Origin of the sequence: Desulfovibrio sp. OH1186_COT-070 (assembly GCF_003860215.1) — a bacterium.
Lineage (GTDB): Bacteria > Desulfobacterota > Desulfovibrionia > Desulfovibrionales > Desulfovibrionaceae > Desulfovibrio.
This window is the reverse complement of sequence record NZ_RQYH01000020.1, coordinates 1-12,423: the sequence shown is the minus strand read 5'-3', so window position 1 is coordinate 12,423 and position 12,423 is coordinate 1. Positions and strand designations below refer to the sequence as shown.

General features: G+C 57.3%; 15 protein-coding genes and 1 pseudogene. 10 read left to right on the top strand and 6 right to left on the bottom strand.

The genetic code is table 11. From position 1 onward, the window contains the following. Nucleotides 1–100: 100 nt before the first annotated feature. Together EII23_RS07760 and metG are read left to right on the top strand one after the other, a co-directional pair. Nucleotides 101–1,162, top strand: coding sequence for a regulatory iron-sulfur-containing complex subunit RicT (locus EII23_RS07760; RefSeq protein ID WP_260424641.1), 1,062 nt, complete (start codon nt 101–103; stop codon nt 1,160–1,162). A gap of 101 nt (nt 1,163–1,263) precedes the next feature. Then, nucleotides 1,264–3,228 carry a methionine--tRNA ligase gene (gene metG, locus EII23_RS07755; protein WP_124792820.1) on the top strand — a complete coding sequence of 655 codons (1,965 nt, stop codon included), beginning with the start codon at nt 1,264–1,266 and terminating at the stop codon, nt 3,226–3,228. 12 nt (nt 3,229–3,240) lie between these two features. Here metG and EII23_RS07750 read toward each other — a convergent pair whose 3' ends face one another. Continuing rightward, nucleotides 3,241–3,426, bottom strand: a complete 186-nt coding sequence (locus EII23_RS07750; RefSeq protein ID WP_124792819.1) for a hypothetical protein — start codon at nt 3,424–3,426, stop codon at nt 3,241–3,243. 184 nt (nt 3,427–3,610) lie between these two features. Between EII23_RS07750 and EII23_RS07745 the strand changes: the two genes are divergently transcribed. The 4 genes from EII23_RS07745 (at nt 3,611) to EII23_RS07730 (ending at nt 7,397) form a co-directional block, all read left to right on the top strand. Next, entirely contained in the window at nt 3,611–4,411 is an 801-nt protein-coding gene (locus EII23_RS07745) for an undecaprenyl-diphosphate phosphatase (RefSeq protein WP_124792818.1), read from the top strand. Nucleotides 4,412–4,541: 130 nt separating this feature from the next. After that, on the top strand, nt 4,542–5,576 hold the full coding sequence (locus EII23_RS07740) for a GAF domain-containing protein (protein ID WP_124792817.1): 1,035 nt from the start codon (nt 4,542–4,544) through the stop codon (nt 5,574–5,576). Between the two features lie 2 nt (nt 5,577–5,578). Next, a complete protein-coding gene (locus EII23_RS07735; RefSeq protein WP_124792816.1) occupies nt 5,579–6,604 on the top strand; it encodes a rod shape-determining protein in 1,026 nt (341 codons plus the stop codon). Between the two features lie 7 nt (nt 6,605–6,611). Next, the gene (locus tag EII23_RS07730; RefSeq protein ID WP_124792815.1) at nt 6,612–7,397 is read left to right on the top strand and encodes an inositol monophosphatase family protein; all 786 of its coding nucleotides are present in this window, start codon (nt 6,612–6,614) and stop codon (nt 7,395–7,397) included. Here the strand turns inward: EII23_RS07730 and EII23_RS07725 are convergent. Then, the gene (locus EII23_RS07725) at nt 7,371–7,895 is read right to left on the bottom strand and encodes an NUDIX hydrolase (protein ID WP_124792814.1); all 525 of its coding nucleotides are present in this window, start codon (nt 7,893–7,895) and stop codon (nt 7,371–7,373) included. The two genes, EII23_RS07730 and EII23_RS07725, sit on opposite strands and share 27 nt — an antisense overlap. Here EII23_RS07725 and rimI point away from each other — a divergent pair. The 4 genes from rimI (at nt 7,894) to EII23_RS07705 (ending at nt 10,685) form a co-directional block, all read left to right on the top strand. Beyond that, a complete protein-coding gene (gene rimI, locus EII23_RS07720) occupies nt 7,894–8,334 on the top strand; it encodes a ribosomal protein S18-alanine N-acetyltransferase (protein ID WP_260424640.1) in 441 nt (146 codons plus the stop codon). The two genes, EII23_RS07725 and rimI, sit on opposite strands and share 2 nt — an antisense overlap. A gap of 103 nt (nt 8,335–8,437) precedes the next feature. Beyond that, nucleotides 8,438–9,196, top strand: a complete 759-nt coding sequence (gene tpiA, locus EII23_RS07715) for a triose-phosphate isomerase (protein ID WP_124792813.1) — start codon at nt 8,438–8,440, stop codon at nt 9,194–9,196. Nucleotides 9,197–9,339: 143 nt separating this feature from the next. After that, nucleotides 9,340–9,684 carry a preprotein translocase subunit SecG gene (gene secG, locus EII23_RS07710; RefSeq protein ID WP_124792812.1) on the top strand — a complete coding sequence of 115 codons (345 nt, stop codon included), beginning with the start codon at nt 9,340–9,342 and terminating at the stop codon, nt 9,682–9,684. Between the two features lie 77 nt (nt 9,685–9,761). After that, complete coding sequence (locus tag EII23_RS07705) at nt 9,762–10,685, top strand: Smr/MutS family protein (RefSeq protein WP_124792811.1); 924 nt, start codon at nt 9,762–9,764, stop codon at nt 10,683–10,685. Nucleotides 10,686–10,741: 56 nt separating this feature from the next. Here the strand turns inward: EII23_RS07705 and EII23_RS13630 are convergent. The 4 genes and pseudogenes from EII23_RS13630 to EII23_RS07690 form a co-directional block, all read right to left on the bottom strand. Continuing rightward, a pseudogene (locus EII23_RS13630) lies at nt 10,742–10,841 on the bottom strand (IS5/IS1182 family transposase); the annotation flags it as partial. A 168-nt stretch (nt 10,842–11,009) separates the two neighbouring features. Then, a complete protein-coding gene (locus EII23_RS07700; protein WP_124792810.1) occupies nt 11,010–11,660 on the bottom strand; it encodes an NAD(P)-dependent oxidoreductase in 651 nt (216 codons plus the stop codon). A gap of 22 nt (nt 11,661–11,682) precedes the next feature. Continuing rightward, a complete protein-coding gene (locus tag EII23_RS07695; RefSeq protein ID WP_124792809.1) occupies nt 11,683–12,021 on the bottom strand; it encodes an N-acetyltransferase in 339 nt (112 codons plus the stop codon). Nucleotides 12,022–12,137: 116 nt separating this feature from the next. Beyond that, complete coding sequence (locus EII23_RS07690; RefSeq protein ID WP_221620376.1) at nt 12,138–12,344, bottom strand: hypothetical protein; 207 nt, start codon at nt 12,342–12,344, stop codon at nt 12,138–12,140. Nucleotides 12,345–12,423: the final 79 nt, after the last annotated feature.

Here is a 12,423-nt window from a genome sequence, read left to right as displayed (position 1 = left end):
CGGCAGCGCGGCAGCAAAGGCAAGGGCGGCTTTGCCCGTCCATTGACAGCCGGGGATTTATGGACAAAAAGAAAAACTTTACCGCAAGCAGGGTGCTGTCGTGACATCAGTATTCATCTATGGCCTTCGCCGCAAACCGTTCGGACAGACGAAGCTCCACTCCGGGCCTCCTGGTCTGGCTCCCGGCGACAGGGTGCTGGTGGAGGAGGATCAGGGAAAAGCACTGGCAGAGGTCGTTTCCGGGCCGATGCCTGTATCCTCTGCGCACGCGGGAGGCAATCTGCCGTGCATTCTGCACAAGGCTGATGCCCAGGCCCTGCAACAGGGTGAGGCCAACGAGCGTCTGGCGGACGAGGCGCGCCATTTTTGTCGGGATCGCATTCTTGAACGGCAACTGGAAATGAAGTTGGTTGATGTCGAGGTGTACTTTGACCGCAGCAAGCTTGTTTTCTATTTTACCGCTCCGTCACGCATTGATTTTCGTGATCTGGTCAAGGATCTGGTGCGTGAATACCGCGCCCGCATCGAACTGCGCCAGATCGGGGTACGCCACGAAACACAGATGGTGGGGGCTGTAGGAAACTGTGGCATGGTCTGCTGCTGTCGGCGCTATTTGCAGAAGTTTGTGCCGGTCACCACCCGCATGGCCAAAGAACAGAATCTTTTTCTCAACCCTGCCAAAATTTCCGGAATTTGCGGGCGTCTTCTCTGCTGCCTGTCCTACGAGCAGGAGAACTACGACCATTTTCACCGCTCCTGCCCCCGCTTGGGCAAAAAATACCAGACAACCAGGGGGGTGATGAAGGTTCTGCGCGCCAATATTTTTCGCAACTCCCTCTCGGTGCTTGCCGAAAACGGCGATATGCTGGAGCTGACTCTTGAAGACTGGCAGGCCCTCTCGCCACACAGGCCGGAAGCTCCACCGGGGCCTGCGCCCGTGCGGCAGGCTCCCCAGGCATCCGGAGAAGGTCTGCTCTGCGTTTTTGCTGCGCCGGATACCTTGGAGCAGGTTGACCTGATAGGCGCGGAGGAGGAAACGCCCCAGGCTTCGGGTGCACTTTTTGCAGCCAGAGAGCCGGGGGGCAGCCCGGAAAGGGAAACCGGATCCGGCAGAAGCCGAAAGAAAGGACGCCGAAAACCGCAAAGGCCCGCAAGCGGCTGATTCCGGCTCCGGGCCGCCTGCTTCTCCGAAGCCGGGCCTGTGCGCCCGCATGCGACAGAAAGGCACTTTGCCGGAATCAGAAGACTACTCACGGAGCATGTGTGAAAAATTTTTTTGTTACCACGCCCATTTATTACGTCAATGCCAGCCCGCATCTCGGGCATGCCTATACCACCATTGTCGCCGATGTTCTGGCCCGCTACCACAGGCTTCTTGGCGAAGAAACGTTTTTTCTGACAGGAACGGACGAGCACGGCGACAAGATTGTTCAGGCTGCTGCCGGAAACAACCAAAGCCCGCAAGCCTTTGTGGACGAAGTCAGCGCCCGGTTCCGGAATCTCTGGCCGGTGCTCGGCGTTGCCCATGACCGCTTTGTGCGCACCACCGATCTGCAACACGTCAGGACGGTGCAGGCTTTTTTGCAAAGGGTGTATGACCGGGGCGATATTTACTTTGGCGAGTTTGGTGGTCACTATTGCTATGGATGCGAGCGTTTTTATACGGAAAAAGAGCTGAATGACGACGGTCTTTGCCCACAGCATCTGACAAAGCCGGAATTTATCTGCGAGAAGAACTATTTTTTCCGGATGTCAAAATATCTGCCGTGGCTTGCAGAGCATATTGAAAAAAATCCGTCTTTCATCCGTCCCGAGCGTTATCGCAATGAAGTTCTGGCCATGCTGGAATCCGGCGCTCTGGAGGATCTGTGCATTTCCCGGCCCAAGTCCCGTCTGTCCTGGGGCATCGAACTGCCCTTTGACGCCGACTATGTCTGCTACGTATGGTTTGACGCGCTCATCAACTACATCAGCGCCCTGGGCTGGCCCGATGGCGAAGACTTTGGGCGTTTTTGGCCAGGGGAGCATCTGGTTGCCAAGGACATTCTGAAGCCCCATGCGGTATTCTGGCCTGCCATGCTCAAGTCCGCGGGTTTGCCGCTGTTCACGCATCTGGATGTGCATGGCTACTGGCTGGTACGGGATGCCAAAATGTCCAAGTCGCTGGGCAATGTTATTGATCCCGGTGAGATATGCCGGAGATTCGGCACAGACGCTTTCCGTTATTTTTTGCTGCGCGAGATGCACTTCGGGGCGGACGCCGGTTTTTCCGAAGACGCGCTTGTCGTGCGCATCAATGCCGACCTTGCCAATGATCTGGGCAACCTTTTCAGCCGTGTGCTGTCCATGGCCGCCAAGTACTGTGACAGCCGTGTTCCTTCGCCCCATGTTCTGGAAGATGACGACAGATCTGTTGCCGAACTATGCGCCACAGTCATGCACAACTTTGCCCAGACGTTCGCTGCGGTGCAGTTTTCCCAAGGCCTTGAATCCCTGTGGGAACTGGTGAGGGCGCTGAACAAATATGTGGACGCACAGGCCCCCTGGGCTCTGCACAAGAAGGGAGATACAGAGCGTCTGTCCACCGTGCTGCATGTGCTTTTGACGGCCATGCGCAAAGTTGCCCTGTGCCTCTGGCCCGTCATGCCCGCTACTGCGCAAACAATGCTTGAACAACTGGGGCAGTCGGCGGAAGAAGGCTTTCTCCGTTTTGTGGATTTTTCCGTTGAAGCGGAAACCTTTTCAGGGCTTGAACCGGGAGCGTCTCTGGCTGTGACCTCCAACCTCTTTCCGCGTATTGAGGTAAAAAAGGAGGAGAGGAAAAAAAACTCTGCAGGCAACAAGGAGAGGGGCAAGGAAGCAAAAGCCGTGGATGACGCGAAAGTACCTGCCGTTCCCGCAAAGGCACAGGCGGACTTTGACCATTTTTCTGCTCTGGACGTGCGTGTGGGGACAGTGCTGACCGCAGGAAAGCATCCCCAAGCCGACAGGATTTTGCGGCTGGAAATTGATTTCGGTGAGGGGACTCCCCGGCAGATTCTTTCCGGAATCGCCGCGTGGTATGCGCCGGAAGACCTGGTGGGCAGGCAGGTCTGCGCGGTGCTGAATTTTGCCCCCCGCAAGATTCGTGGTCTTGTTTCGGAGGGGATGGTGCTGACTGCGGGGGACGATACCTGCCAGAAGATTTTGACTGTGGACAGTGTGCCCAACGGGAGCAGCGTCAACTGACCGGATGCTGCGTCATGCGCTGTCTTTTTTCTGGAACAGCCGCTCGATGGCTGCGGCATCCAGAGGGGGCAGGTTAAAGCGCATGCCCGCTTCATCCAGCAGGCAGGTAAGGCTTTTTTCGGAGTGCTGTTCTCTCTGTTCGGCAATAAAGGCCACAGCCTTGCGGACGAGTTCGCCTTGCGGCATGATTGTCGACATATGGTTCACCCTGATTCCGGCATGCGGATCGATGGCTGCGGTTGTGCGCCTGCCGCAGCCCTGCTTCCGCCGGACGCCGGGAGAAGTTGGATGCCTGTGATATAGGCATTGCGCCACTTTTTTGCAACCGGAGCACAGGCACTGCACGTTGTGCACGCGCTCCGGGCCAAACGGCGAGGCTGTTATGGACAATCTGTTTGTGGCCCTTCTTTTGAGCATTGTGGAGGGGCTGACGGAGTTTCTGCCGGTTTCTTCCTCGGGGCATCTGATTCTGGCGGGAAACCTGCTTGGTTTTGTGGGAGAAAAAGCGGCATCCTTTGAAGTTGTCATCCAACTGGGCGCCATCCTGGCTGTGGTTGTGCTGTACCGGAAAAGATTTTACGGCCTGTTGCGGCCGCAACCGTATGTCCGCTTTGCCGGGATGCGCGGCATTTTTCTTCTGGCTCTTACGTCCCTGCCCGCCTGCATTCTTGGGCTGGTTCTGCACTCCTTCATAAAAAATCACCTTTTTCAGCCGATGACGGTTCTCATCGCCCTGGTTGTCGGGGCCGTGTGCATGATTTTTGTGGAGCGCCGGAAGATGCGCGCCACCTGCATGAGCCTTGATGAAATCACTCCGCGCCTGGCGCTGGGCATCGGCTGCTTTCAGTGTCTTGCCCTGTGGCCGGGATTTTCCCGTTCGGCCGCCACCATCATGGGGGGGATGCTGCTGGGCGCAAAGCGCCCCCTGGCAGCAGAATATTCTTTTGTCGCCGCAGTTCCCATCATGGTGGCCGCCACCGCCTACGATCTGTGGAAAAGCTGGACTCTCTTTTCTTCCGCCGACATTCCCTTTTTTCTGGTGGGCATGGCAGGCTCGTTTGTTTCGGCCCTGCTGGCGGTCAAGGCCTTTGTCGCTCTTGTGGGGCGCATGACACTGGTTCCTTTTGCCGTATACCGGCTTCTCATCGCCCCTCTGGTATTTTATTTCATGGTGTACCCGTGATGCCCGGCATGCGTCCGCGCCTGTTGCTGCCCGCAAGCAAAAAACATTGCGGCGCATCTTCCGCTTTGGTACAAAAGCATGTGCCGCACGCGGCGTCCCTGTATGGCCTCAGCCGTAAACCCCCTGCGCTATGACCACAAATTTCATTGAAAATTACCTGGTTAAAATTGTATGCAGTGTTTTCGACGCGTATTCCGCCGTTCTTTTTTTGCCCACGGGGAAAAATGATGAATACCGGCTTGCCGCCTCTTTCAGCCTTGGCGACGAGATTGTGCCCGGCATTGTTGCGCCGGGCAGCCTTGTGGGCTGGATCATCAGCAACCGGCAGCCGTTGCTTCTGCCCAATGTTGATCAGCGTCAGCGCAATCTCGGGTACTATGCCGAGGGGGAAGAGACGCACATCAAGGCCTTCATGGGATATCCCCTGCCCACGGGCGGGGCGCTGTGCGTGGACAGCAAGCGCCAGTATTCCTTTTCCGACAAGGATCACAAGCTCCTGCAAATGTTTGCCGACCTGGCGGCGCGCCAGCAGGGAGCCATGAGCCGCCAGGAATTTTCCGGAGATATCCCCCGCTATTTTGTCGCTCTGGGCATGGTGCAGGAATTGCGCCTGCGCTACAAACGCTGGCCCCAGTTTTTGCACGACTATCTGCGCGTTGTGGTGGATGCCACAGGTTTCGACTATGCGGCCTTCGCCTCGGTGGACTCTCCCGGAGAAAGCTACTGTATCGAAAGCGAATCGACAAAGCTTCTTCTTTCCGGCGATGCGCCCCTTGTTTTGCCCATGGGGAGCGGCATTGCGGGCTGGGTCTTCCGCAATGACCAGCCGGTCTGGGCAGAAGGGGAGGACGGTTCTCCTTCTCCCGTGCTTTTTGGCAAGCTGCCCGACATGGCCGATTTTCAGGCGGCGGTCTGTGTGCCTGTGGTGGTGAACAAGAGCACCAGAGGGGTTCTTTGCCTTGCGCATACCAGCCCGCGCCATATTGATGAGTCCATGCGCAGCTTTGTGCAACAGTCCGTGGAGCAACTGGCGCTTTTTCTGGAGAATCTTTATCTGAAAATGCGCTTGCGCAATATGCTCCCCAAGGCGCGCATCCACCGTGACGGGCCGCACCCGCACGATCCTGACGCGGCCACACCCGTACCTTCGGCAAAAGACTGCTGACCATGTTTTTTCGGCGTTTTTTCCGCTTTCTCTCCAAAGACATTGCCATGGATCTTGGCACTGCCAATACGCTTTTGTATACGCGCGCCCACGGCATTGCCATCAACGAGCCCTCGGTGGTGGCCATCGACACCCAGAAAAACGCCGTACTGGCCGTAGGCACAGCGGCCAAGGAATATCTTGGCCGTACCCCGCAGCGCATCCGGGCTGTCCGGCCCATGAAAGACGGCGTTATTGCGGATTTTGACGTAACCCGTGAAATGATAGCCTATTTTGTCCGCAAGGCCATCACGGGGCTGCGTCTGGTCAAGCCGTCCATGGTCATTTGTATTCCCACAGGCATCACGCAGGTGGAAAAACGTGCGGTCATCGACTCTGCACTCCTGGCCGGAGCCTCCAGCGTTTCCATGGTGGAGGAACCCATGGCAGCGGCCCTTGGTGCGGATCTGCCCATTCACGAGCCGCTGGGCAATCTTGTGCTGGATATCGGAGGCGGCACCAGTGAAGTCGCTGTCATCACCCTTTCGGGGGTTGCCAACTCCCAATCCGTGCGTGTTGCCGGGGACGCCATGAATCTTGCCGTCCAGCGGTATATCCGTGATGTTTTCCGTTTGGAAGTGGGGGACAATACTGCGGAAAACGTGAAAAAAATTCTCGGTTCCGCAGTGCCCCAGCCCAATGCGCCTGTGCTGGAGGTTTCCGGCAAGGACAGGGTGCGCGGAGCGCCACGCGTCATCAAGCTTACAGAAGGGCATGTGCGCGAAGCCCTGCGGGAGCCGGTTCAGGCGATCCTTGATGTTGTGTTGCGGGCTTTGGAAAAAACCCCGCCGGAACTGGCGGCGGACATCCACCGCAACGGCATGCTGATGGCCGGGGGAGGAGCGCTGCTCAAGGGCCTGGATACTTTTATCTCCCAGGCAACGGGCCTCAAGGTCGTTGTGGACAGGGAGCCGCTCACGACTGTCCTGCGCGGGACGGCCCGTGCCATGCTTGACCGGCAGTTGTATCATTCGGTCTTCATCAATTAGGAACAATATGTTTGATCCCGCGTCCCTTCTGCATGAGTGCGTGGATATTGTGCGCCGTAGCGGCGACATTGTGCGCGAACACTGGGAGCAGCCCCCTGACGTGCGGTACAAGGGGCGTATTGATCTTGTCACCCGGACAGACCTTGCCGTCGAGGCCTTTCTGAAGGAAAAACTGGGAGCCTTGCTGCCGGAAGCCGCTTTTCTTGCAGAGGAGAGCAGCCAGGAGGCAGATGAGCCGCAAGGCCTGTGCTGGATCATTGACCCGGTGGACGGCACAACGAATTTTGTCCACCATATCCCGCTGGTGGGCACGTCCGTTGCCCTGTGGGCCGGGGGGCGTGTGGAACTGGGCGTGGTCAATGTGCCCCTGATGGGCGAGTGTTACAGCGCAGCGCGGGGCATGGGGGCGCACTGCAACGGCCTTCCCCTTGCGGTGAGCACAGCCGCCGCCCTGGAAAATGCTCTTGTGGGAACGGGATTTCCGTACGATTTTACCGGAAAGCTTGAGCGTATTCTTGAAAGATTGCAGCGTGTCCTGCCCAGAGCACAGGGGGTACGCCGCATGGGCGCGGCCTCGGTGGATTTGGCCTATGTGGCGTGCGGCAGGCTGGACATTTTTTATGAGGAAGGGCTCAAACCCTGGGATTTTACCGCAGGCGTGCTGCTTGTGGAGGAAGCCGGCGGCACGGCAAGCAATCTGGACGGAAACCCCGTGCGGTTTGGCGAAACGCTTCTGGCGACCAACGGACGGCTGCACGCGGAGGCGTTAGCTCTGCTTGCCCCCACACGCTGAATGCAGAAATGTCTGGATGGTCATGCGCAATAACGGAGAAAGCAGGTCGCCAAAGTGGGCGTCCAGCCCATGCAGCTCCTGCGGATCCGCCAGCATGTGCCTGTCCGGTGTGCGGAGGGCGAAACCGGTCAGTGATGCGGGAAGCTTCGCCCCGAAGACCTCGACAATGGCAAAACCGGTTTCCGGGCAGGCGGGCAGGGTTCCGTACCGCCGGAGGCGTCCTTCATGGCTCCAGTCACGCAGGAGAAGCTCTTCCGCCCGGTGGATGCAGGAGCGGCCGGCAGGCAGCACATCCACGGACGACAGGCCCCATCCGTCAGCATTCCGGTATGTAAGAAGGTATTTTCCCGTGCGCTCCCCAAGGAGCAGGGCGACACGCCTGTGGCGCAGTTTCTGGCGCATGACTGTCTGATCGGGCATGAGGCACAGTGGGGTATTGTCGTCGTCCATCACCTCCAGGATATTTTCCTTCAGCGCCGGGTAGAGGTTCAGTGCCATGTGTGTCTCCATTGCGCGCCTTGTGTCTGCTGACGCCGCGCGCATGCATCAGGTAGAGCGTTGGTGTTTTTCCTTGCCTTGGTCGGAAGAGCAGTGCGCCGCCGCATTGGGGCAGGAGTCTTTTGCGGCCTTTGGCGTGTTTCGGGGCTCTGCGCTGGCGGGATATATTTCGCTGTACCATGTGGCGCGCGAGATAGAAATACTCAATCTTGCCGTATTGCCGCAAGAGCGCCGTCGCGGGCATGGCCGACGTTTGACCCGCGTGGTCTTGCGCTTGGCCCGCAAACTGGGTATGGAAAAGGCATTTCTGGAAGTCCGCAGCGACAACGTCCCCGCGGTCAGTCTTTATCTTGCCTGCGGATTCCGGTATGAAGGCATACGTCGCAAGTATTACGCCGACGGTACGGACGCGCACATCTATGTGTGCTCTCTCCGGTAAGGTGGAGGACTGTGTCGGCAAAGGCTTTGGTACCCGGCGGCGTCTGGCCGCAAAATGCGCGTGGCGCGCATTGCACTGCAACGGTGGAGAAAGGGTTTTCCTGATGCAAAAACTTCTTGCTGCCAACTGGAAGATGTACAAAACGCGCGAGCAGGCGGAAAGCTGGGCGCGCAGCATGATACAGGCTCTGCCACCTCAGGGATTGTCCGGGCGCTCTGTGCTGGTGTTTCCTCCGGCAACGGCCATCGCCGCTGTGGCGCAGGTATTTTCCGGGCACCCTTCCCTCTCTGTCGGCGGTCAGAATTTTTATCCTGGAACAGAAGGTGCGTTTACCGGAGAAATTTCCGTGGAGATGCTGCGCGATGCCGGTGCGCAATGGGTGCTGGCGGGGCATTCCGAGCGGCGGCACATCATGGGGGAAGCGGATGCTCTGGTGGCGCAAAAGGTTCTGTTTGCCCTGGAGCATGGCCTGCGGGTCATGCTGTGCATTGGCGAAACGCTTGAAGAGCGCGAGGCTGGAAAACTGACCGAAGTGCTTGAGAGGCAGTTGGGCGCAGTTTTTTCCGCCGCCGGAAAGCTTGACGCTGCTTCTCTGGCCGGACGTTTTGCGGTGGCATACGAACCGGTGTGGGCCATCGGCACAGGCAAGGTAGCCGGGACGGCCGAAGTGGCGGAAGCCCACGCGGTAGTGCGCCGCCTTCTCGAAAGTTTTGCGGGGGAAAGCCGTATTCCGGTTCTCTATGGCGGCAGTGTAAAGCCCGCCAATGCCGGGGCGATTGTTCACCTTGACAATGTGGACGGACTTCTGGTAGGGGGAGCGTCTTTAGACCCGCAAAGTTTTTTGCAAATTGTCAGTGCCTGACTTGGATCGCTGTCGGAGGGTTTGTGCCCGCGCGACACGGCTGCAAGTCGGCTTGACCATACTGTTTTTTGCCGGGGAGCTTTTTGCAGAGCGCTCTCGACGAAAGAGCCAGCCCGACCGCACAGGGCCGCAAGGAGGAATTTGTGCAGACACTCATTCTCACTCTGCATATCATTGTATGTGTACTGCTTGTTATCCTTGTCCTGTTGCAGGCTGGCAAGGAAGGCATGGGCGTGATCTTCGGCGGGGGCAACAGTTCCGTTTTCGGCAGTGGTGGAGCCGGGGGCATCCTTGCCAAGCTGACAACACTGATGGCGGTTATTTTTGTCATTACCTCGTTGAGCTATACATATGTTTCCAGTTCCCGGTCCGGGGGAGAGTCCGCCATTTTGGACGTCAAGATTGAAGACTCCATGCCTGCAATACCGCCTGTAACACCCCCCGGCGGCGAAAGCAGCCAGGAAAAGCCCTCACCGGGCGCGCAATAACCTTGCAAGTGCCGGACTGCGCCACAGCATTGCTGTGGCGTTTTTCGTGCGCACGGCTGGCCTGAGTTGGTGCTGTCATGGCTGATTTTTTCGACAATGCTCCTTTTCGCCTTTTGGCCGGAGCCGGATTTTCCGGGCAGAAGAATCGGGCGAAAGAGGGTATCCGGGCAGAGCATTGTCTGCCTGAAAAGGAACCGCATGCCGACAGGGATGCGGAACTTTTTTTCCAGGTAGTGGAGCGCATGGGCGGCAGAAAGCCCGGAAAAACATCGGGATTTCTGCTGGGAGAGCAGTGTGCTCTGGACAAAAAAATCATTTCTGGGAGCACACGGCTTTTGTTCGAAAAACGGTCTTTGCCCGCACGGTGGGAGGGAGCCGTCTTGAACGACAAACAAAATACCCATTCTTTGCCGTCCGTCGCCCCGGCGGAGCGCGATGCCGAAATTTTTTTCCGGAGCGTGGGCCGTGTGCAGCCGTTGGCCGGAAAGGGCAGGGATGTCACCCCTGTTCCGGAGCAGCGGCCGTCACCCCGTGAGGGGGCGCTGTCATTGCAGGAACTGCTGGACGGCAAACTGGAGTTTGCTCTTTCCTGCTCCGACGAATATTTTGAAGGGCATGTGGTGGGCCTTGACCCGATGGTCATGAACAAGCTGCGGGCAGGAGCCTTGAGTCCCGAGGCGCATCTGGATTTGCACGGTCTGACAGTTGCCCAGGCTTTTGAGGCGCTGAGGGATTTCATGCGTCACGCGTGGCACAAGGGTTTGCGTACTGTGCTCATTGTGCCCGGCCGTGGGCGAAACTCGCCGGACGGTATGGGAATTTTGCGGACCAAGCTGCAAATGTGGCTGACTCAGGAACCCTGCAAGCGTGTGGTGCTGGCCTTCTGCACCGCAAGGCCGCATGACGGTGGCTTGGGCAGCGCATACGTTCTGCTGCGCAGACATCGCAAGAAAGGGCGCATTTTCTGGGAGCGCCGTCCTGCGGATGCAGACCTTGCCTGAGCGGGCGCTCAAAAAACCCAAACCCCGCCATACACATCCAGCCTGTGATTCGTAACGGTACCCGACGTGATAGCCATTCTGACCGGCATACCATGCGCATCCACGGCAAGATGTATCTTTGAGTTGGCCCCCTTTTGTGCGCCCCATGTTCTGACTGCTGCCTCTTTCCCCTTTACACTCTGGCAAATGAGGTTTCAACAATTCCCACAACCTGTCTGATATGTCATGGCGTCTATGTGTTGGTACCGTTCATTCTTCTTATATTGCGGGAATAACAATAGGTACAAATACAGATAGCCAATTGACGGCACGACCTGAACACAATCATGTTCCTACGGTAAACCGTTGCCGGTGATGCCTGGGCGTTTCGATTTCATCCAGCATGGCGACGGCGTAATCCGCAACGCTCATGTAGCTGCGCCCGGTGGCAAGCTCAATGACAAGATTGTCCTTGCCGGTGCGGTATTTGCCGGTACGCTCCCCGTCTTCGAGAAAGTTCGGCGGGGAGATGAACACCCAGTCAAACGAATCCTCTTTTTGCAGCAAATCTTTTATCACCGACGTTGACCGTGCGCCGCCCTCATATTCGGGCGGAAAGAGGTAGCTGTTCATCAGCGGCACTCCGGGCGCGACCTCGGCGGTACCGGCGCCACCCACGGCAATCAGCCGCTGTATGCCTGTCTGCTTGACGGCCCTGATAATGCTTTTGGTGCCGTCCGTCTGCCTGGCTATGGGTTCTTCCACGGAGTCCGAACGGGGAGCGGCAAAGGTATGTACTACCACGTCATAGCCGCGTATAGCCTCGGCCAGTGCCTGACTGTCGTTTACATCAACGCGCGCAGCCGTGACGGCTTCGGACGGCGTGATTTTTTGCGGATTGCGGGCAAGAGCCAGAACCTGGTGCCCCCGCTCTACAGCCTCTTTCACTATATTCGTACCGACAAAGCCGGTAGCGCCTATGATGACGATTTTCATACATTCGCCTTGTTGGGTGCCTTCACGATATTTCCATACCGAGAATGGTCACGTCCGTTAGTGGTTCAAAACCGTTATTGCGGTAAAAATCCAATATGGACGGATTGTTGACGGTTATCAGGAGTATTTTGACAATGCCCTTTTCGGGCAAGCGCCGTTTCAGTTCTTCAAGCAGCATCGCCCCGAACCTTTTTCGTTGAAACGCCGGAGCGATGCAAAGCTCTTGTACATTGAAATGTGCATCCCATCGCAAAACAGTTCTAACCGCCCAAGCACGTTCCTGCCACCTGCCCGTCATCTTCAACACACAGCCCGTAAAACCCATTGTTGCCGACAGATCGGCGAAGACTTTTTTCAGCATCGGTCAGAGTTCAGCAGTCATTCCAGGGGGCCGTTGAATGCGGCAGTTTTTACCTCAGCCAGCTTGCGGGCGAGCGCAACACCGATTTGCCTTATCATATACAGCCCGTTCCGGCGTTAGAACATGGTGTTGCTGTTTTCCGCCGTTTCCGGCACGGCCTGAATAACATCCCAATGTTCCACAATTTTACCATCTTTCACGCGAAAAACATCAAGAACAGCCTCGCCGCGATCCTTTTCATCATTCACCGAATGGACGTGCAGCCATACGATATCGCCCTCAACCGCGCTGCGAATAATACGTGCTCTAGATAGTGTCGTCAAACTATGAATAGTATGATAACACCTCTTCCTGCATGACAGGAGAAGCTATGCGCGCACATCGACGACACGATATTTGTGA

Bases quoted from the DNA above. Each gene is read 5' to 3' on its own strand.
- EII23_RS07750 (WP_124792819.1), bottom strand. From the start codon at position 3,426: ATGTCGACAATCATGCCGCAAGGCGAACTCGTCCGCAAGGCTGTGGCC.
- EII23_RS07745 (WP_124792818.1), top strand. From the start codon at position 3,611: ATGGACAATCTGTTTGTGGCCCTTCTTTTGAGCATTGTGGAGGGGCTG.
- EII23_RS07740 (WP_124792817.1), top strand. From the start codon at position 4,542: ATGACCACAAATTTCATTGAAAATTACCTGGTTAAAATTGTATGCAGT.
- EII23_RS07735 (WP_124792816.1), top strand. From the start codon at position 5,579: ATGTTTTTTCGGCGTTTTTTCCGCTTTCTCTCCAAAGACATTGCCATG.
- EII23_RS07730 (WP_124792815.1), top strand. From the start codon at position 6,612: ATGTTTGATCCCGCGTCCCTTCTGCATGAGTGCGTGGATATTGTGCGC.
- rimI (WP_260424640.1), top strand. From the start codon at position 7,894: ATGTGTGTCTCCATTGCGCGCCTTGTGTCTGCTGACGCCGCGCGCATG.
- EII23_RS07725 (WP_124792814.1), bottom strand. From the start codon at position 7,895: ATGGCACTGAACCTCTACCCGGCGCTGAAGGAAAATATCCTGGAGGTG.
- tpiA (WP_124792813.1), top strand. From the start codon at position 8,438: ATGCAAAAACTTCTTGCTGCCAACTGGAAGATGTACAAAACGCGCGAG.
- EII23_RS07705 (WP_124792811.1), top strand. From the start codon at position 9,762: ATGGCTGATTTTTTCGACAATGCTCCTTTTCGCCTTTTGGCCGGAGCC.
- EII23_RS07700 (WP_124792810.1), bottom strand. From the start codon at position 11,660: ATGAAAATCGTCATCATAGGCGCTACCGGCTTTGTCGGTACGAATATA.
- EII23_RS07695 (WP_124792809.1), bottom strand. From the start codon at position 12,021: ATGCTGAAAAAAGTCTTCGCCGATCTGTCGGCAACAATGGGTTTTACG.